An 18296-nucleotide genomic window follows, 5' to 3' on the forward strand; every position below is an offset into this window, starting at 1 on the left:
AGCGTCAGCGCGACATCGAGTACGGCTGTTCCGCGCCCTGCCCCGGCCATGCCTTGTTCGGCGTTGCCTGCAGGGTGAAGTGCAGTTCGCCGCCGGCCAGGATTTCCGCATGGCGCAGGAACGTGCGATTCAGCGGCTTGCCGTTGAGCGTCACCGAACCCACGTACTCGTGGCCCTTGCCCATGCCGTCGGTGGTGATGCGGAAGGTCCTGCCGTTGGGCAGGTTGAGCACCGCCTTGGGCAGGAACGGGCGGCCGATGATGTACTCGGCGCTGCCCGGTGCCACCGGGTAGAAGCCGAGCGCCGTGAACACATACCACGCCGACATCTGGCCCAGGTCGTCATTGCCGGACAGTCCATCGGGGCGGTCGGCGTACTGGGAGTCCATGATCTGCTTCAGGCGCGCCTGCCCGCGCCAGGGCTGGCCCGCGTACGCATACAGGTAGGCCACGTGGTGGCTGGGTTCGTTGCCGTGCGCGTACCAGCCGATCAGGCCGGTGATGTCTTCCATGTGCTCGAAGATGGAGGGGTCGACCTTGGCATCGAACACCGCGTCCAGGCGCGCCAGCAGTTTGTCGGCGCCTCCGTGCGCGGCGGACAGCCCGGCCACGTCCTGCGGCACATACCAGGAATACTGCCAGGCGTTGCCTTCGGTGTAGTCGGTCCCGTAACCACTGGCACTGGGGTCGAACGGCGTGCGGAAGCTGCCGTCACGCTTGCGTGCGCGCATGAAGCCGGTGTCGGCGTCGAAGGCGTGGCGCCAGTTGCCGGCGCGCTGGTCGAACTCGGCCGCCACATCCGTCTTGCCCATGGCCGTGGCCATGCGCGCGATGGTCCAGTCGTCGAAGGCGTACTCCAGCGTCTTGCTGGCCGCCTCGCCCTCTTCGTCGATCGGCACCCAGCCCAGCTCGCGGTACTGCGCGATGCCGTCGTAGGGGCCGTAGTTCGCGGTGGCGACCATGGCCTGCAGCGCCTTGTCGGCATCGAAGCCACGGATGCCCTTGACGTAGGCATCGGCGATCACCGGCACTGCGTGGTAGCCGATCATGCACCAGGTTTCCTGGCCGTGGAACGCCCACACCGGCAGCATGCCGTAGGCACTGTTGTGCTGGTGGGCCAGCAGCGAATTGACCATGTCGCTGGTGCGCTTTTCCGGCTGCACCAGGGTCAGCAGCGGGTGCAGGGCGCGGTAGGTATCCCACAGCGAGAAGGTCGAATAATTGGTGTAGCCCTCGGCGCGATGCACGGCGTTGTCCGAGCCACGGTACTGGCCGTCCACGTCCATGAACAGGGTCGGGCCGAGCAGGCTGTGGTACAGCGCGGTGTAGGCGCTGCGTTTGTCGTGCGCGGGGGCCTCGATGTCCAGCACCGACAGCGCCTGCTGCCATTGCGTGCGGGCGTCGGCGCGGATGCGGTCGAAGTTCTGGTCTTTGGCTTCCGCGTCGAGGTTGGCGATGGCGCCGGCTTCGCTTACCGAGGAGATCGCGACGCTGACCACCAGCGGGGCATCGAGCTTGCCGAAGTCGAACGTGCCGACCAGCTGGCGGCCTTCAATCTGCGGGCGCTGCTCCGGGTGGTTCTGGCCCGGCGGCGGGAAGCCCTTGTAGGCGATGTCGGTTTCAGTGTTGTGCAGCGCGTGCCCGGTGAGCGGGCGCGAGAAGCGCATGGCGAAGTACAGCTGCCGGCCCGGGGCCCAGCCGCGGGTTTCGCGGAAGCCGGTCACGGTGCCGTCCTCGCGCAGGCGCAGGCGCGACCACAGGATCTTGCCGGGGTAGTCGTACAGGCTGGTGCGCAGGTCGAGCAGCACCCTGGCGTCCTCGCCCTTCGGGTAGGTGTAGCGATGCACGCCGGTGCGGGCACCGGCGGTGAGCTCGGCGCGGACCTTGTAGTCCTGCAGCGTCACCGCGTAGTAGCCGGGCTCCGCTTTTTCATCCTTGTGGTCGAAGCGGGAGGCGTAGCCGCTGCGCGGCTTTTCCGGATCGCCGCGCTCCAGGCCGGGGTCGCCGGTGAACGGCATCACCAGCACATCGCCCAGGTCGGAATGGCCGCTGCCGGAGAAATGGGTGTGCGAGAAGCCGACGATGCTGCTGTCGTCGTGGCGGTACCCGGCGGCCCAGTCGTAGGCCTTTTCGCGCGGCTGGATGCGGGTGTCCGGGCTGAGCTGGACCATGCCGAAGGGCACCGTCGCGCCGGGATAGGTATGCCCTTCGCCGCCGGTACCGATGAACGGGTCCACGGCCGCGTAGGCGCGTTCGCCTGCGCTCTGCGGCGCCGCCGTGGCGCTGCCTGCTGCCAGCATGGCGCCGATTGCCAGCGCCGCCCATCCCGACTTCCCTGCTCTGCTCATATGGATTTAGATCGATTCAAGGTGATTCGATCCTAGCATTGGTTGTCCCCGCGCCGCATGTTGCGGCGCGGGGCAGGTGCAGCATCACGTGCCGGTCTGGAGTTCCATCGCGCGCATCACGATCGGCTTGGCCCAATCGGGCGTCTGCAGCAGATCGATCACCGTGACCGGAAAATGCAATCCCTCGCGGTCCAGCTGCAGCAGCGGCAGCGGTGCCGCCCTGCCCTTTGCATCGGCGGGCGCGCTGTTGTCGTACACATGCAGCTCGGCAAGATGCGGCAGCAGGTCGATCAGGTTCTCGCGCGCGGAATCGAAACGCGCGCGGATCTTGTCGTGTGGAATATCGTGTCCGCCCTGGCTGACCCGATCAGCCACGCGTTCGATGTGCAGCGCCACGCTGTGCAGGCCGCAGAACCAGACCGCCACGTCGTGGGTCTGGCAGGCATCGCGCAGCAGGCGCGGAATGGTGTTGCCGCCGAGCGTGGTTTCAAACGCAAAGTCGGTGCCATCGACCATCGCCTGGCGCAGCCGGCGGGCGCCCTCGCTCCATGCTGCGGCGTTGGCCTCGTCCAGCGGCCAGCCCTGCTCCACCAGTCGCCGGGTGAAGCTGTCCGGGTTGAACCAGGTCAGCCCGGCGTCACGCAGCCACGTGCCCAGCAGCGAACTTTTACCGGCGCCATTGACGCCGGCCAGGACCAGGATCCGCGCCACCGATCAGAGCGACGGGCCAAGGGCGGTCCTGCGCCCGCGACGGATCGGCTGGCCCATCACCTTGCCCAGCCCACCGTCGGTATCGAGGCTGGCCAGGGTGGTATCGAACTCCGCACGCAGGCGTTCCAGCTCACCCTGGCGCGTGTCATCCGGATTGCCGGCCGCGCGGGCCAGCAGCGCCTGGTAGGCCTTGATGTCCACGATCACCGCTTCAGGGTGGTTGTGGTTGGTGATCACCAGGGCCTGCTTTTCGCGCACCGTGCGCATCAGGCTCGGCCAGCCCCGGGTCTTCACCGATGACGCAGTGGCCTTTTCAAGGCCGGGAACATCCAGGGGCAGGCTCATGGCGGACATCCAGCGGAGGGATGTGGCCACTATACCCCTTTTGGGTAAATTGGGAATAAAGGGATATTCATCTACCCAAGGGCGCGTTCGAGGGTATCCAGGTCTGCGCCGGCGGTCGGACGGACCACCCGTGCCACCTCCTGCCCGTCGCGCAGCAGGACCAGCGTGGGCCAGAGCTTGACCGTGAAGGCGCGCCCCAAGGGGCGCCCCTTGCCGTCTTCGACCTTGCGGTGGTCAAGACCGTGTTTTTCAACAAAGTCCCTGACTACCGGCTGCGCTGCCGCGCAATGCCCGCACCAGTCCGTGCCGAATTCCAGCAGCTGCCAGCCCGTGCCCGCCTCTACCTCGTCGCGGGCAGGCTCCAGCAGATCGGTGAAGCTGCGTGCGTAGCCCATGGCTCAGGCCGCCAGCGCGCGCTGGATGTCGTCCAGCGTGGAATTGGTGTAGTCCTTGGCGATCTCCTTCAGCATCCGGCTCTGTACTTCCTTGTGCAGCTGCGGCCGGATGTGGCCCAGCGTGGTCGGGTCGGCGATCAGGATCAGGTGCTCATAGCGGTGCTTCAGCGCGTGATCGTTCAACTGCTGCGCCAGCTGTTTGGCGAAGGTCGCTTCATTGAGCTGGGAAATGCTCATGTCCTTGGGCACTGCGCCGGATGGCCCCTGGCCGGAGACGCCCTCGGCGCTGATGTCCTTGACCTCCAGTTCCTCCTCCTGCTTCAGCTGCAGCGTGCGGCCGTCGCCCACATTGGTGAACACGCGGGCCGAGCCGCCATCAGCGACGATGACGAGGGTACCTTTGGGGATCTGCAGGGTGGACATTGGTGAACTCCTTGGATGGAAAAACGGGCGATGTGTTGGCCCGCCCCCACCGTAGGGAAACGGATGTAAGCGCGGTGCATAGGCGCGTGTTCACCATGTATGCAAGGGCATTCAGGGAGTCGGTCGGTCATTACGGTGTAAAATTCGCGGTTTTTGACCGGAACCATGGCGAAGAAGCAGCACCGCACGCCTGTCCCCGGCCCGCCCTTCATCCGGTTGCTGGCGGCGCTGGCCGACCGCAATGCCCCGCGTACCGGGCCTGACCTGTCCGACCGGCTCAGCCAGTGGATCGACTGGACCCGGGCCGTGGCCCTGTCGCGCGCGCTCGACGGGCGGCTGCCGGCCGCGGCCGACGCCGCACCGGGTTCGGCCGAGGCGCTTGACGAGGAATGCGCGCGGGTACGCGCCACCCTGGTCGAAAGCATCACCGCCCCGCCGGCGGCGGGCAAAACGGTCGCAACGGACGCCACCGCCTACCGCCAGCGCTGTCTCACCGTGCAGCGCGCCATGCTCACCGCTACCGGTCGCCTGCGCGGCCTGCTGCGGGACCGGCTGAGTGCCGGGCCCGGCGAGCTGCCCCGGTTGGCCGAGGTGGACGCCGCCATGGAGCAGGCGCTGAGCCCGCGCGAACAGCAGCTGCTGGCCAGTGTGCCGGTCCTGCTCGGCGCCCATTTCGAGCGCCTGCGCGACGACGCCGGCAGCGCTGAGGTCGATCCCGACAGCGGCTGGCTGCACGTGTTCCGGAACGACATGCAGGCCGTGCTGCTCGCCGAGCTGGATGTCCGTTTTCACCCCATCGAAGGCCTGCTTGCAGCGCTTCGCCCCCACTAATCGGGCCGTCATGTTCAGAACTCCTCTCTACCTCGTTGTTTTCCTTGCCGGCCTGCTGGCGGTGTGCTGGATCGGTGCCGGTTACGTGGGCAGCAACCCGGTCGGCCTGGCCGTGGCGCTGGTGATTGCCGCCTGCTATGTGGCCGGTGCGGTGGAACTGCACCGCTACCGGGCGGCTACCGCAGGGCTGAGCGTCGCGGTGGCGGAGGCGGCGACGGCGCCGGCCACCCTGGGCGAGTGGCTGGAGAAGGTACCGGCAGGCCTGCGCAACGCGGTGCGCCTGCGCGTGGAGGGCGAGCGCGTGGCGCTGCCGGCGCCGGTGCTGACCCCGTATCTGGTCGGCCTGCTGGTGCTGCTGGGCATGCTCGGCACCCTGCTGGGCATGATGGCCACCCTGCGTGGCACCGGGCTGGCGCTGGGCAGCGCCACCGACCTGCAGTCCATCCGCGGCTCGCTGGGCGCGCCGGTGGAAGGCCTGGCCGTGGCGTTCGGCACCTCGATTGCCGGCGTGGCCACCTCGGCCATGCTGGGCCTGCTGTCGGCGCTGTGCCGGCGCGAACGCCTGCTGGGCGTGCAGCAGCTGGATACCCGCATCGCCACCACCCTGCACCTGCACTCGCAGGCGTGGCAGCGCGCCGAAGCGTTCCGCCTGCTGCAGGCGCAGGCCGGCCTGATGCCGGCGCTGGTGGACCGCCTGGAAGCGATGAGTGCCGCGATCGAAGCGCAGAGCGGCGCGGCGGGTGAACGCCTGTCGGCCAACCAGGACGCCTTCCATGCCCGCGCCGAGGCCGCCCATGAGCGCCTCGCCGGTTCGGTGCAGGAGGCATTGCAGGCCAGCGTCGCGCAGAGTGCGCGCGCGGTCGGCGAGGCCCTGCAGCCGATCATGGCCGAGACCATGGCCGGCATCAGCAAGCAGACCACTGCCCTGCAGGCCACGGTGGGCGATGCCGTGCGCGCGCAGCTTGACGGCCTGGCCAGTGGCTTCGAGGCCAGCCGCGCCGCCACCCGCGAGACCTGGAACGCTGCGATCAGCAGTCAGAAGCAGGCGCACGACACCCTGTCCGCAGAACTGCGTTCTACCCTGGCCACGCTCAGCGAACAGCACGACCAGCGTGCCGTGCAGCTGCTGGACACCCTGGCCGCCCGTCTCGACGCCAGCGTGGATGCATGGACCGGGGCACAGACCGAACAGGCGCAGCGCCATGCCGCCCTTACCCGCGACCTGCGCAGCACGCTTGAGGGTTTCAGCCAGCTGCAGGGCGAGCACGGTGTCCGCCTGCTCGATTCGGTGGGTACGCGTTTGACTGCCTGGGTCGACACCCTCGCCGAGCGCATGGACAGCAGCGCCAGCACCCACGCGCAGGCGTGGCGCGATGCGCTGCAGGGCCAGCAGTCGGTGAACGCCGAACTGGCCGAACGCAACCAGCAGGCACTGGTCGCGGCCACCGCCAGCTTCGATGGCCATGCGCGGTCGCTGGTGGATGGCCTGCAGGCCTCGCACAGCGGCCTGCAGGATCGTCTGGAGGCCCGCGACGCGCAGCGCCTGGCCACCTGGAGCGATGCCTTCACCCGGCTGTCGGATCAGCTCGGCCAGCAATGGGCCGACAACGGCGCGCAGGTTGCGGCCAGCCAGCAGGCAGTCTGCGAAACCCTGTCGCGTACCGCACACGAGATCGGCACGCAGGCGCAGGCGCATGCGGCCGAGACCATCAGCGAGATCTCGCGGCTGGTCACGCTCGCCTCGGAAGCCCCTAAGGCGGCCGCCGACGTCGTCGCCGAACTGCGCCAGAAGCTGTCCGACAGCATGGTCCGCGACACCGCCATGCTCGACGAACGCACCCGCCTGCTGGCCACGCTGGAAACGCTGCTGGATGCGGTCAACCACGCGTCCACCGAACAGCGCACCGCCGTGGACGCGCTGGTCAGCACCTCGGCCGACCTGCTGGAACGCGTGGGCACGCAGTTCACCGACCATATCGCTGCCGAGACCGGCAAGCTGGATGGCGTGGCCGCGCAACTGAGCGGCAGCGCGGTGGAAGTGGCCAGCCTGGCCGAGGCGTTCGGCACTGCGATGCAGAGCTTCGGCACGGCCAGCACCGGGCTGGGTGAGCAGCTGCAGCAGGTGGCCGGCGCGCTGGATGCCTCGATGACCCGCAGCGATGAGCAGCTGGCCTATTACGTGACCCAGGCGCGTGAAGTGATTGACCTGAGCGTGCTCTCCCAGCAGCAGATCATCGAGGAACTGCAGCAGCTGGCCGGCCGCCGCCGCAGCGCCGGGGCCGCCACCGCATGAGCGACGAGATCGAGCTGGAAGGCGACACCGGCGCGCCGATCTGGGCCGCCTTCGGCGACCTGATGTCGGTGCTGCTGGGCGCGTTCGTGCTGATCCTGGTCGGCGTGGTGGCACTGCAGCTGGAGCTGTCGCATCGCCTCGATGAGGAAGTGGCGCAGCGCCAGGCCGAAGCCAGGCGGCGCCAGACCCTGGAACAGGCCCTGGCCGGCCCGCTGGCCGCCGGGCGGGTAACGCTGGTGGATGGCCGCATCGGCATCCGCGGCAGCGTGCTGTTCGCGCTCAATTCCGACCAGCTGCAGCCGGAAGGCCGCGAGCTGCTGCGCAGCCTGGCTGCGCCGCTGGCCGGGTATCTTTCATCGCGCGAAGAGATCCTGATGGTCAGCGGGTTCACCGATGACCGTCCGGTACGCGACAGCAACCGCCAGTTCGCCGACAACTGGGAACTGTCGGCCGAGCGCGCATTGACCGTGACCCGCACCCTGATCGCCGAAGGCGTGCCGGCCGGTTCGGTGTTCGCCGCCGCGTTCGGTGCCGAACAGCCGGTGGGTTCCAACGCCGACGAAGCAGGCCGCGCACGCAATCGCCGTGTCGAGATGGCGCCGATTCCACGCCCGAAGCCGACCGTGGCGGGCGATGGACGGTAACCGTACCGCCGTCAGCGACCGGCTCGCGCACTGGCGCAGGCAGCAGCTGGATCGCCACGATCCGGTGCAGTTCGCCTTCCTGGAAGCGCTGCAACGCCGCGCGCAGCTGGCCAGCGGTTCGCTGCGCGGCGTGCTGGACGCCCGCCTGGAGACGCTGCTGGCTGCCTACGCAGAACGCGTGACTGCCGCGCCCGTTCTAAGCGCGCCCGCGAAGCGCGCCGAAACGGCGGATACGCTGGCCGCGCTGGGGCAACCGCGCGCCACGCACAATCCGGACTACCCTGCACTGCCGGCCCTGGCCGAATTCCGCAGTGCGTGGGCCGCGCTGCGCACCGCCGGCCAGGTGCGGCAGACATTGGCGCAGACCCCGAGCGATGGCGGCCCGTTGAACTCCAGCGTGCTGGTGCACCGTGCCATCGGCTGGATGGGCGAGGTGTCGCCCGCGTACGTGCAGCACTTCCTGGGCTACATCGACAACCTGGCCTGGCTGGAGCAGATGCAGCAGCGCGGCACCCTGCCCAGCCGCGACAGCGTGCCCGGCCGCGCCCCGGCCAAGCCACGCCGCAGCCGCACCGCGCGCTAGCCGCGCAGGGTCGCGCCGCCGTCCACGTACAGGTCGCTCATGGCGATGTGGCCGGCCTGGTCGGACAGCAGGAACATCACCGCCTGCGCGATGTCATCCGGGGTGGCCAGCTTGCGTAGCGGAATGCCAGCCTTGTAGGTCGCCGGACTGCCATCGATGACCCGCTGCGCGCCGTGGTCATCTGCCCACATGCCGGTCTGCATCGGGGTCAGCGTCGACCCCGGCGCCACGATGTTGCAGCGGATGCCGTGCGGCGCCAGTTCCAGGCCCAGGCAGCGGGTGAACATGGTCGCCGCCGCCTTCGACGCCGCATAGGCGGCCATGCCATGGCGCGGCACGCCGGCGGCGTTCGAGCTCACCGTCACGATGGCGCCCTGCCCGCGCGGCACCATCACCCGCGCCAGTGCACGGCTTAGATGGAAGACCCCGCCGGCATTGACCGCGAACACATGGTGCCATTGCGCGTCATCGATGCCGGTGACCTCGCCGACCTGCAGCACGCCGGCAACGCTGATGCCGAAGCCGATCGGGCCAAGGGTGGCTTCAACCGCTCCAACCAGTGCGTCAACCGCCGTTGAATCGGTCACGTCCAGTGACCGCGGGTGCAGTCGTGGATGGGGCGGAAGCACCGGTGCGGCCAGGTCGGTGGCGACCACCGCGCAGCCGCTGTCCAGCAGCTGCTGGACCAGCGCAGCGCCAATACCACCGCCGGCGCCGGTGACCAGCGCGATCGTGTTCTCGAATCCTGTCAGCTTCATGTCCTGTCCTCTCGTTCAAGGCCGTCCCAGTGCTGCAGCCTGGCCGACAGCCACGGCGCCAGCTGCGTCACGGCGTCACGGCCGGTCAGCTCGGCATGCAGGAACGGCAGCGGCAATGCTTCCACCCGCGAGGCGTGCGCCTGCCACAAGGCAGACTGCAGGTGCGGGCGCAGTGCATGGTCATTGCCGGCGCGCACATGCACCAGGGTGCCGGCGAAGTGGCCATGGTGATGCTCGCGGATCAACCGGTTGGTGCCGGTCACCGCGCGCACCACGCCGTCCAGCACGTGCCCGGGCAGGTTGCCCAGCGCGCTCTCGCCACGGCGCAGGAACGCGACGATGCGCTCGCGGCTGTCCAGCTCGGGGTGACGCTCCGGGTCGTAGCCGGCAATGGCCAACAGCGCACGCAGCGCCGCCACCGGATCCGGCTCGGGTTCCGCGCGCCAGCATTCGCTGGGGTAGGCATCCAGCACGACCAGCGCGCCCACCTCACGCTGCACCGCCTGCAGGTGTACCGCGATGGCCTGGGCGATGATGCCGCCCACCGACCAGCCCAGCAGGTGCACCGGGCCCTGCGGATGCAACGCGAGGATGCGTGCGGCGTAGTCGGCGGCCAGCGCATCGATCCCCGTCGGCAGCGGCAGCGCGGGGTCGAGCACCGGCGATTGCAGGCCGTGCACGTCGCGCGCCGGGTGCAGCGCACGGCCCAGCTCGCGGTAGTTCCAGGCAATGCCGCCTGCGGGATGGATCACGAACAGCGGCACCCTGCCCGGCTCACCGCGCGCGAGGGTGATCACCGGCGCCAGGCCGTGGTCGGTGTCCTGCAGCGGCGCCTCCAGGCGTGCAGCCAACCCCGCCACCGTCGGCGTGGCGAATACCGCACCCAATCCCGGATCCTGCTGCCAACGCTGCTGGATCGCCAGCAGCAGGTGTACGGCCGACAGCGAATCGCCGCCCAGCGAAAAGAAGTCCGCGTCCGCTGCAGCCGGCGCCGCCAGCCCGAGCACCTGCTGGAACAGCGCGGCCAGTGCCTGTTCCGTGGGCGTCTGCGCGCTGCGGCCGGCCGCGTGGGTGTCCGGCAGCGGCAGCGCGGCGCGGTCGAGCTTGCCGTTGGCCGTCACCGGCCACGCCTGCACCACCACGATGGCCGCCGGCACCATGTACTCCGGCAGTTGGGTGCCGAGCACGCCGCGCAGCCTGCCTGCGTTTAGTGCGTCACCGGATACGTACGCCACCAGGCGTGCCGGCATGCCCGGGTCCTGGTCGCGCAGCAGCACTTCAGCACGCGCCACGCCGGGCAGGCCGCGCAACACGGATTCGATCTCCCCCAGCTCGATGCGCAGGCCGCGCAGCTTGACCTGGTGGTCACTGCGGCCCAGGTAATCCAGCGCCCCGTCATCACGCCAGCGTGCCCGGTCCCCGGTGCGGTACAGGCGCCCCCCGGCGACATGCGGGTCGTCGAGGAAGCGCTCGGCAGTCAGGTCCTCGCGCCCGAGGTAACCCCGTGCGAGCTGCACCCCGCCGAGATACAGGTCGCCGGCCACGCCTGCAGGCAGCGCGCTGAGGTGTGCGTCCAGCACGTACAGCCGGGTGTTCCAGACCGGGTAGCCGATCGGCACCGGGTCCGAACGGTCCTCGCGGGACGCCGGCCAGTAACTGACATCCACCGCTGCTTCGGTGGGACCGTAGAGATTGTGCAGCTCCGCGTCGACACGCGCGTGGAAGCGGTCGCGCAACCCCGCGTCCAGCGCCTCGCCACTGGTGAAGACCTGCTTCAGCGGCAGGCCGCGCAGATCCGGCACGGCCAGCCAGGCCTCCAGCATGGACGGCACGAAATGCAGCGTGGCGATGCGCTCGGCCACGATCAACCGGGTCAGCGCCTGCGGGTCGCGGTGCAGGCCGGGCGATGCGATCACCAGCGTGGCACCACTGACCAGCGGCAGGAAGAACTCCCACACCGAGACATCGAAGGTGGCCGGCGTCTTCTGCAGGATGCGTGCCTCCGGCCCGATGCAGTAGTGGCTGCGCATCCATTCCAGGCGGTTGACGATGGCGCGGTGTTCCACCACGACGCCCTTCGGCTCGCCGGTGGAGCCGGAGGTGTAGATCACGTAGGCCGCGTCACCCGGCTGCACGGTATCGGGGAGAACCACATCGCTGTGGGTTGCCCATTGCGATGGCGACAGGACCGGCGCGCCCACGAAGCGATGTGCATCGCCTGCCTCGGCAAGCACGCACTGCGGCTGCGCCGACGCCAGGATCTTCCGTCGCCGCGCATCCGGATGGTCCAGGTCCACGGGCAGGTACGCGCCCCCTGCGCGCACCACGGCCACCAGCGCGATCACCAGCGACAACGAACGCGGCAGGGCCACCACCACGCGCGACTCGCGGGTAACGCCCATTGCCTGGAGCTGCAGCGCCAACGCACGGCTGCGCTGTTCCAGTGCGGCGTAAGTCAGTGCCTCGCCTTCAAACCGCAGTGCGGTTGCGTCCGGCGCGGCGACCAGCCGGTGGTTCAGCAGCGCAGCAAGTGACACATCGGCAACCGCATGCTGCGTGGCATTGACGGTGTGCAGCCAGTGCTGCGCTTCGTCAGGCGTGCACAGCGCAACGTCTGCCAGCAGGCCACCGCCTGCCTGCACCTCGAGCGCGGACGACACGAAATGCAGCAGCCGTCGGGCATGCGCGGTGATCCCCGACCGCGTGTACTGCTGCGGGTTGGCCTCGATCTCCAATGCCAGCGACGTCAGTGCATCCCCGCGGAAACCGAAGGTGATGTCGTCCACCGGTCCGGTGCACAGCACTTCCAGCTGCGCCGTGACCCCCTGCCACGGCAGCGGCCGGTAGAACGGCTGCACGTTGACCAGGGCGCCGTGCAGCCGATGCTGCTGGCCGCCCCACCCCAGGTCGCGGCGGATCTGCTCGCCCCGGTAGCGGCCATGCCGGCGGCCCCGGACCAGCGCCCGTGCGGTATCGCGCACCCTGGCCTCGACGGTTTCATCTGCGGTTGCGGCTACGCGCAGCGGCAGCACGTTCATCACCATCGCCGGCACCCGTGCCGAGGCGCTGCCCAGCCGCCCCATGTAAGGCACACCGACGGTCACCTCGTCGCTGGCCGTCATCCGTCGGCAGTACTCGGCGGTCAACGCGGTGAGCAGGTCCGGCCAGGGCTGGCCCATCGCCTGCGCGGCGGCCAACAGCTGTTCGCGCAGCGGCACGTCGATGGTTTCGGTCAGGCGCAACGCATCGGCCCTTGCCGCTGCCATGCCACCCCCCGGTCCTTCTGCGGGTGCCGCGCCCTGCAGGGTTGCCCGCCAGTAGCCCGCATCGGCCGCGCGGCGCTCGCTGATGCGGTACTGCGCGTCTTCGTCCAGCACCGGCCGAAGCGGCTGCAGGGCATCGGTGCTCTCGCCGGCATACAGCGCACACACCCGGGCACTGAACAGCGCCATGCCATAGCCATCGGTGGCCAGGTGATGCACCCGCAGGTACCACGCGAAACGCCGCGGACCGAGCACGAACAGGCCCTGTTGGGCCAACCGGTCGCGGCCGGGATCGACCGGCTGCAGGCGGTCGGCCTGCATCACCTCGCGCGCGGCGTGCAGCGGATCGGCATGGGCAGACAGATCCACCACCTGCACACGCGGAACGTGGCTCGGGTCCAGCCACTGCTGCGGCACGCCCGCTTCGTTTTCGGCCACGCGCAGGCACAGTGCCTCGGCTTCAGCGGCGGCTGCATCGGCGGCCGCACGGAAACGGTCGACATCCAGCACCCCCTCGAACCACACGACGTGTGCGGTATTGAATGTTGCGGGCGTCGGCGACAGGCGCTGCGCGTACCACAGCCCGGTCTGCGCCTCGCTCAGCGGATACCGTTTCTGCCCTTGGGCCTCAGCGCCGGCCATCTGCGCGCTCATGCCCGGCGATGGCCCGGGCCTGCAGCTGCTGCACCACCTGCCACCAGCCGGCCAGCGTGGTGTGCTCGGCCAGGTGGCCGAACTCCAGGGCGATGCCGGTGTTGCTCCAGGCCAGTACCAGCCCGAGCACCCGCATCGAATCCAGGCCCAGGTCCATCAGGTGGTCGTCATCGCCGACGGCGTCGGGCGCTTCGCCAAGCATGCCGGCCACATCGGCGCGCATCCGCTCCAGGGTCAGGGGTGCGGTAAGGGTGTCATTCATGCCAGGCGCTCCAGCAGTTGATCGGTGGTCATCGGCACGCCGCAGGTACGGGCGATCCAGTGCAGCGCCTGGTGATGGTCGGCACGCGAGAAATCGGCCACCGCGTCGGCCGCGATGAACGCTTCGATATCGCGCTGGAATGCGTCGGCCACGGTGGCGGTGCAGCCGATGTGCGCGTACACCCCGGTCACCAGCAGCTGGTCGCGGCCGCGTGCGCGCATCATCGTCTCCAGGTTGCTGCGCTGGAAGGCGCTGTAGCGGTGCTTGACCAGCACGTGGTCGCCTTCGGCGGGTGCCAGCGCAGCGATGATCGACTCGTGTTCGCTGATAGCCTGCATGCCCGGCCCCCACAGGTCGGCCTGCAGGCCGCGGTCACGCCGGTCCTGGTTGCCGCGCTGGGCGGTGTAGAACACCGGTATGCCCTGCGCCCGGCACTGCGCGACCAGCCGGACGATGTTGGCGGTTGCCGGGGCCAGCGGCGCGGCATCGGCGCCGAACGCGGCCAGGAAGTAGCGCTGCATGTCATGCACCAGCAGCGCGATGCGCGCCGGGTCAGGCTGCCACGGTCCGCGCGGAGTGGGCAGTTCGGCCGCAGTGGGCAGCGCGTAGGATGGAATGGTGGGCAGCGCCATCAGCGCGGTTCTCCTGTCTGTTCGATATGGCGCGCGCGCAGCTGCGCACGCAGTTCGCGGCGGCTGACCTTGCCCACCGCCGTGGTGCCGAAGGCGTCCACGAACACCACCTGGTCCGGCACCTTGAAGGCGGCAAGACCGCGGCTGCGCACCCACGCCTTCAGGCTGGCCGCGGTCGGGCGCTCGCCGCGCGTGATGACGAAGGCACAGCTGCGCTCGCCCAGGTAGGGATCGGGCATGGACACCACCGCCGCGTCGAAGACGCTGGCGTGCGCGAGCAGGTGGTCTTCGATCTCCTCGGCCGAGATCTTTTCGCCCGCACGGTTGATGTGGTCGCCGGCGCGACCCTGCACCACCAGGTAGCCGCCCGGCAGCTGCTGGACTCTGTCGCCGGTGCGATAGAAGCCATCTTCGGTGAACGACCGCGCGTTCGCGCCGGGGTCGTTGTGGTAACCGCGGATGGTGTAAGGGCCCCGCGTCAGCAGGTGGCCCACCTCGCCCGGCGCGACCGGGTGGCCGTGGTCGTCCACCACAAGCACTTCATCGTCGGGCGAGATCGGGCGGCCCTGGGTGTTCAGCACGCACTCCGGCGCATCGTGCAGGCGGGTGTAGTTGACCAGGCCTTCGGCCATGCCGAAGACCTGCTGCAGCTGGCAGCCCAGCCCGTCGACGACCCGGCGCGCGGCTTCCGGCACCAGCTTGGCTCCGCCGACCTGCAGCACCTGCAGGCTGGACAGGTCATGCAGGGTACGGGCTGCGGCCTGTGCCCACAACAGCGCCAGCGGCGGCACCAGGCCCACGCAGGTCACCCGCTCGCGCGCGATCAGCGGGAACGCGGTGTCCGGGCCTGCGCCGGGGCTGAGCACCACGCGTGCCCCGGCATACAGTGCGCCGAAGAAGCCCGGCGAACTCATCGGGAAATTGTGCGCGGCCGGCAGCGCCACCAGGTACACGCTGTCGCGGCCGATGCCGCAGATCGCGTTGCTGGCGCGGAACGAATACAGGTAGTCGTCGTGGGTGCGCGGAATCAGCTTGGACAGGCCGGTGCTGCCACCGGAGAGCTGCAGGAACGCCACCGACTGCGGGTCGGGGTCTGCCGGCAGCGCGTCAGCGGGTCCGGCGAGCTCGGCGACGGAAAGGAATTCCGCTGCATCGCCGACAATCAGCACGTGGCGCACACCGGCGATGGACGCCTGCAGTTCGCGCGCGAGCGTGCGGTAGTCGAAACCCTCGTATGCCGACGCAGCAATGTAGGCGCTGGCTTCGGCCGTGCGCACCACGTGCGCTATCTCGGTCAGGCGATGGGCCGGCAGTGCATATACCGGGATCAACCCGGCGCGGAACAGCCCGCAGACCACGCTGACGAATTCGACCGTGTTGCCCAGCTGCACCACGACCCGGTCACCCGGCGCCAAGCCAGCGGCCAGCAGGCCAGCACCGATGCGCCCTGCCTCCTGCCACAGCTGTGCGTAAGTCAGGCGGGTCTCGCCGCCGACCACGGCCACGTCGTCGGCGAACTGTCCGGCACGCTCGCGCAGGAAGCCGGGAAACGTTTCGCCACGCCAATAGCCGGCGGCGCGGTAGCGCGCGACCAGCGCCGGCGGCCAGACCTGGCGCAGTGGCACACGCACCGGAGAAACGACTGCATTCATCAGAGTGTCCATCCTTCAATCCGTGGGGCGACGTCCGCGCCCAGCGCGGCCAACAGGGCCCCGAACTTCACCCCGGTCTCGGCAACCTCCGCGGCCGGTTCCGAACCGGCGACGATGCCGGCGCCGGCATGGATGCGGGCCTGGTGGCCCTGCACGCGCGCGCAACGGATCGCCACGTACCAGTCACCATTGCCGTGCGCGTCCATCCAACCCACCGCGCCTGCATAGAAGCCGCGCTGCACCGGCTCAAGGCGGCGAATGGTATGCAACGCCAGTGCGGCAGGCGTGCCGCACACCGCCGGCGTGGGATGCAGGGCAGCCAGCAGCGTGGCCACCGAGGTGGACGGATCGCGCAGGCGCGCTTCGATGCGCGTACCCAGGTGCCACAGGGTGGTGGTGGCGTGCAGGGTCGGCCGCGCCGCAGCGTCGATCCGCTCGCAATACGGACGCAGCGCCGCCACGATGGCGTCGACCACGTAGCGGTGTTCGTCATGGTCCTTCGCCGAGCCCAACAGCTCGCGGGCTGCCTGGGCGTCCTCATCCGGATCCGGGCGACGCCGGGCCGAGCCGGCCAGCGGATGCGAAAACACCTGCGGTCCACGGCGCGACACCAGCAGCTCCGGGCTGGCACCGACCAGCCACGCTGGCGCATCGCCGGCGGCTACCGGCAGCGGGCACAGGTAGGTGACCGCGTCCGGGTCCTGGCCCAGTCGTGCCACCAACGCGCGCGGGTCGATGACCGCGCGGCTGTGCACACGCAGCGTGCGGGCCAGCACCACTTTCTCCAGTTCGCCCTCGCGGTCGTGCAACCCTGCCAGTGCGTGCCGCACCGCGTCCGCGTACTGCGCGGCACTCGGCTCGGCGTGGATGTCGCCGCTGAACGGGACCGCCGGCGCCACTGCTTCCAACGCACCCTGCGCCAGTGACGCGGGCTGGTACAGCGCATCGCCACCCTCGGGATCAAACGGCAGCACGCCCAGCAGCAGCGCCGGTGCGCGGGATTCGCGCGCGAAGAAGGCCCGCGCGCGGGCATCCAGCGTCGCGGTGCCGCCGGACGGAAGCGTGGCGTGGCAGCCACGTGCATCCAGCGTGCGCCCAGGCAGGCGCAGCAGGAAGTGCTCCGCTGCGTCGCCGGCACCGGGATTGCCCACCAGCGCGATGGTGTCGCTGTCCGCGCGCACTGCATCGTTCATGCCGCGCGCCTCCCACCCAGCGTAGCCGCAGCCGCCAACCCCAACAGCACCAGACCCACCAGCAGGTACGGCGCACTGGGGGCCGCGCGATACAGCAGCGTGCCCACCATCGGCCCGATCACCATGCCCAGTCCCTGCACGGAGGCCACCGCACCCGCAGCCGCGCCCTGCTCGTGCGCCTGCACCGAATCGGCGGCCAAGGCCTGGAACGAGGGAAACACAAACCCCATGCCGAACGCCGCCACCGCATAGGTGGCCAGCAGCTGCCAGGGCGCCTGCACCAGCGCCACCGACGAAAACCCGATACCGGAGATCACTGCACCCAGCGCGATCCAACGGCGTGGCGGCAGGGTCTTGAAGGTCATCACGAGTACCTGGGCCACGATCAGCCCAGCCCCGACCGCCGTCAGCGCCAGGCCGGCCATGCGCGCGCCGGCCGCCGGCGCCAGCTGCAGGCGATCGATGGCGAAGAACCCCACCGTGACCTGGGCAATGGTCACCGAGATCATCGCCGCGAACACCGCCATCACCGGCAGGCGCAGGCGCCGGTCGTGCCACGCCAGTGCCGCACGCGGGCCGCTGGCGGGCGCCGCCGGTGGTGGCGCCGACGGCAACCGCCAGGCGATGACCACCAGCGCGAGCACCGGCAACAGGGCAGCCACGTACAACGTGAGCGCAAGATCGTGGAACGCGACCCAGCCCGCTGCGGCGGGCCCCACCACCATGCCCAATGCATTGGCGCTGCCCAGCTTGGCCATCGCGCCGGCACGCTGCCCGGGAGCGGCTTCATCGGCCACCAGCGCCGCGGCGGTCGGCGGCACGGCCGCATAGAACAGGCCGACCAGGGCGCGCGTGCCCACCAGCACCATCACCGACAGCCAGACCGCCGGCGGTGCCTGCAACGCGGTGTCCACGAACACCGCCATCACGATATAGATCACCGCATACGCGGCCAGTGCGATCAGCAGTACACGGCGGCGCCCGATGCGGTCGCTCAGTGCGCCCCACCGTCGGGCCGACAGCATCCACAGCACGCCGGCCGCGGTCACCGACAACCCCGCATGCCATTCGGACAGCCCCAGCAGGCGCACCACCGGGCCGATCACCGCGACGAACGCCATCATCGCCATGGTGCCGACCCACGCGGCGAAGACCAGAGCCGGCAAGCCGGATACCACGGGAGTTGAACGCATGCATCACCACGACCGATCAGGAATGGACACGCACCGCGCGAAGGCGGGCGTTCGATGGATTCGGCTTCGTCGATGCAAGGACCGGCGTGGCTATCGTTTCAAATGATAACAGCTCGC

At 69.7% G+C, this 18296-nt stretch carries 16 protein-coding genes; 4 read left to right on the forward strand and 12 right to left on the reverse strand.

Annotated elements, in window-relative coordinates:
- Nucleotides 1–4: 4 nt before the first annotated feature.
- From ACIGII_RS05570 to ACIGII_RS05590, 5 genes are all read right to left on the reverse strand, one after another.
- Entirely contained in the window at nucleotides 5–2347 is a 2343-nt protein-coding gene (locus tag ACIGII_RS05570; RefSeq protein WP_399634519.1) for a GH92 family glycosyl hydrolase, read from the reverse strand.
- Nucleotides 2348–2431: 84 nt separating this feature from the next.
- Entirely contained in the window at nucleotides 2432–3058 is a 627-nt protein-coding gene (locus ACIGII_RS05575; protein ID WP_399634517.1) for a hypothetical protein, read from the reverse strand.
- Between the two features lie 3 nt (nucleotides 3059–3061).
- On the reverse strand, nucleotides 3062–3403 hold the full coding sequence (locus ACIGII_RS05580; RefSeq protein ID WP_399634515.1) for a type II toxin-antitoxin system prevent-host-death family antitoxin: 342 nt from the start codon (nucleotides 3401–3403) through the stop codon (nucleotides 3062–3064).
- A 71-nt stretch (nucleotides 3404–3474) separates the two neighbouring features.
- The gene (locus ACIGII_RS05585; protein WP_399634513.1) at nucleotides 3475–3798 is read right to left on the reverse strand and encodes a thioredoxin family protein; all 324 of its coding nucleotides are present in this window, start codon (nucleotides 3796–3798) and stop codon (nucleotides 3475–3477) included.
- A gap of 3 nt (nucleotides 3799–3801) precedes the next feature.
- The gene (locus ACIGII_RS05590) at nucleotides 3802–4221 is read right to left on the reverse strand and encodes a host attachment family protein (RefSeq protein WP_068852341.1); all 420 of its coding nucleotides are present in this window, start codon (nucleotides 4219–4221) and stop codon (nucleotides 3802–3804) included.
- A gap of 153 nt (nucleotides 4222–4374) precedes the next feature.
- Between ACIGII_RS05590 and ACIGII_RS05595 the strand changes: the two genes are divergently transcribed.
- From ACIGII_RS05595 to ACIGII_RS05610, 4 genes are read left to right on the forward strand one after another with little or no spacing between them, the layout of a single operon-like run.
- A complete protein-coding gene (locus ACIGII_RS05595) occupies nucleotides 4375–5052 on the forward strand; it encodes a DUF3348 domain-containing protein (RefSeq protein WP_399634512.1) in 678 nt (225 codons plus the stop codon).
- A gap of 10 nt (nucleotides 5053–5062) precedes the next feature.
- A complete protein-coding gene (locus tag ACIGII_RS05600) occupies nucleotides 5063–7345 on the forward strand; it encodes a DUF802 domain-containing protein (protein ID WP_399634510.1) in 2283 nt (760 codons plus the stop codon).
- Entirely contained in the window at nucleotides 7342–7989 is a 648-nt protein-coding gene (locus tag ACIGII_RS05605; RefSeq protein ID WP_399634509.1) for an OmpA family protein, read from the forward strand. The genes ACIGII_RS05600 and ACIGII_RS05605 overlap by 4 nt, the downstream gene beginning before the upstream one ends.
- A complete protein-coding gene (locus ACIGII_RS05610; RefSeq protein WP_399634507.1) occupies nucleotides 7979–8572 on the forward strand; it encodes a DUF2894 domain-containing protein in 594 nt (197 codons plus the stop codon). Before ACIGII_RS05605 ends, ACIGII_RS05610 begins: the two co-directional genes overlap by 11 nt.
- Here the strand turns inward: ACIGII_RS05610 and ACIGII_RS05615 are convergent.
- Genes ACIGII_RS05615 through ACIGII_RS05645 form a run of 7 tightly spaced genes read right to left on the reverse strand, consistent with a single transcriptional unit; the run spans nucleotide 8569 to nucleotide 18179 of the window.
- Nucleotides 8569–9330: a 2,3-dihydro-2,3-dihydroxybenzoate dehydrogenase gene (locus tag ACIGII_RS05615; RefSeq protein WP_399634505.1), complete on the reverse strand. Its 762-nt coding sequence runs from the start codon at nucleotides 9328–9330 to the stop codon at nucleotides 8569–8571. The two genes, ACIGII_RS05610 and ACIGII_RS05615, sit on opposite strands and share 4 nt — an antisense overlap.
- Complete coding sequence (locus ACIGII_RS05620; protein ID WP_399634503.1) at nucleotides 9327–13235, reverse strand: amino acid adenylation domain-containing protein; 3909 nt, start codon at nucleotides 13233–13235, stop codon at nucleotides 9327–9329. Before ACIGII_RS05620 ends, ACIGII_RS05615 begins: the two co-directional genes overlap by 4 nt.
- Entirely contained in the window at nucleotides 13222–13509 is a 288-nt protein-coding gene (locus ACIGII_RS05625; protein WP_399634502.1) for a phosphopantetheine-binding protein, read from the reverse strand. Before ACIGII_RS05625 ends, ACIGII_RS05620 begins: the two co-directional genes overlap by 14 nt.
- Nucleotides 13506–14141, reverse strand: coding sequence for an isochorismatase family protein (locus ACIGII_RS05630; protein ID WP_399634500.1), 636 nt, complete (start codon nucleotides 14139–14141; stop codon nucleotides 13506–13508). Before ACIGII_RS05630 ends, ACIGII_RS05625 begins: the two co-directional genes overlap by 4 nt.
- A complete protein-coding gene (locus tag ACIGII_RS05635; RefSeq protein WP_399634499.1) occupies nucleotides 14141–15793 on the reverse strand; it encodes a (2,3-dihydroxybenzoyl)adenylate synthase in 1653 nt (550 codons plus the stop codon). The genes ACIGII_RS05630 and ACIGII_RS05635 overlap by 1 nt, the downstream gene beginning before the upstream one ends.
- A complete protein-coding gene (locus ACIGII_RS05640; protein ID WP_399634497.1) occupies nucleotides 15793–16986 on the reverse strand; it encodes an isochorismate synthase MenF in 1194 nt (397 codons plus the stop codon). Before ACIGII_RS05640 ends, ACIGII_RS05635 begins: the two co-directional genes overlap by 1 nt.
- Nucleotides 16983–18179 carry an MFS transporter gene (locus ACIGII_RS05645; RefSeq protein ID WP_399634495.1) on the reverse strand — a complete coding sequence of 399 codons (1197 nt, stop codon included), beginning with the start codon at nucleotides 18177–18179 and terminating at the stop codon, nucleotides 16983–16985. The genes ACIGII_RS05640 and ACIGII_RS05645 overlap by 4 nt, the downstream gene beginning before the upstream one ends.
- Nucleotides 18180–18296 lie beyond the last annotated feature (117 nt).

The sequence above is a fragment of the Stenotrophomonas sp. NPDC077420 genome (assembly GCF_044543385.1).
Taxonomy (GTDB): domain Bacteria; phylum Pseudomonadota; class Gammaproteobacteria; order Xanthomonadales; family Xanthomonadaceae; genus Stenotrophomonas.

What these genes read in the sequence shown, in the direction of transcription:
- ACIGII_RS05570 (WP_399634519.1), bottom strand. Translation starts at nt 2,347, where the DNA reads ATGAGCAGAGCAGGGAAGTCGGGATGGGCGGCGCTGGCAATCGGCGCC.
- ACIGII_RS05580 (WP_399634515.1), bottom strand. Translation starts at nt 3,403, where the DNA reads ATGAGCCTGCCCCTGGATGTTCCCGGCCTTGAAAAGGCCACTGCGTCA.
- ACIGII_RS05585 (WP_399634513.1), bottom strand. Translation starts at nt 3,798, where the DNA reads ATGGGCTACGCACGCAGCTTCACCGATCTGCTGGAGCCTGCCCGCGAC.
- ACIGII_RS05590 (WP_068852341.1), bottom strand. Translation starts at nt 4,221, where the DNA reads ATGTCCACCCTGCAGATCCCCAAAGGTACCCTCGTCATCGTCGCTGAT.
- ACIGII_RS05600 (WP_399634510.1), top strand. Translation starts at nt 5,063, where the DNA reads ATGTTCAGAACTCCTCTCTACCTCGTTGTTTTCCTTGCCGGCCTGCTG.
- ACIGII_RS05605 (WP_399634509.1), top strand. Translation starts at nt 7,342, where the DNA reads ATGAGCGACGAGATCGAGCTGGAAGGCGACACCGGCGCGCCGATCTGG.
- ACIGII_RS05610 (WP_399634507.1), top strand. Translation starts at nt 7,979, where the DNA reads ATGGACGGTAACCGTACCGCCGTCAGCGACCGGCTCGCGCACTGGCGC.
- ACIGII_RS05615 (WP_399634505.1), bottom strand. Translation starts at nt 9,330, where the DNA reads ATGAAGCTGACAGGATTCGAGAACACGATCGCGCTGGTCACCGGCGCC.
- ACIGII_RS05620 (WP_399634503.1), bottom strand. Translation starts at nt 13,235, where the DNA reads ATGGCCGGCGCTGAGGCCCAAGGGCAGAAACGGTATCCGCTGAGCGAG.
- ACIGII_RS05625 (WP_399634502.1), bottom strand. Translation starts at nt 13,509, where the DNA reads ATGAATGACACCCTTACCGCACCCCTGACCCTGGAGCGGATGCGCGCC.
- ACIGII_RS05630 (WP_399634500.1), bottom strand. Translation starts at nt 14,141, where the DNA reads ATGGCGCTGCCCACCATTCCATCCTACGCGCTGCCCACTGCGGCCGAA.
- ACIGII_RS05635 (WP_399634499.1), bottom strand. Translation starts at nt 15,793, where the DNA reads ATGAATGCAGTCGTTTCTCCGGTGCGTGTGCCACTGCGCCAGGTCTGG.
- ACIGII_RS05640 (WP_399634497.1), bottom strand. Translation starts at nt 16,986, where the DNA reads ATGAACGATGCAGTGCGCGCGGACAGCGACACCATCGCGCTGGTGGGC.
- ACIGII_RS05645 (WP_399634495.1), bottom strand. Translation starts at nt 18,179, where the DNA reads ATGCGTTCAACTCCCGTGGTATCCGGCTTGCCGGCTCTGGTCTTCGCC.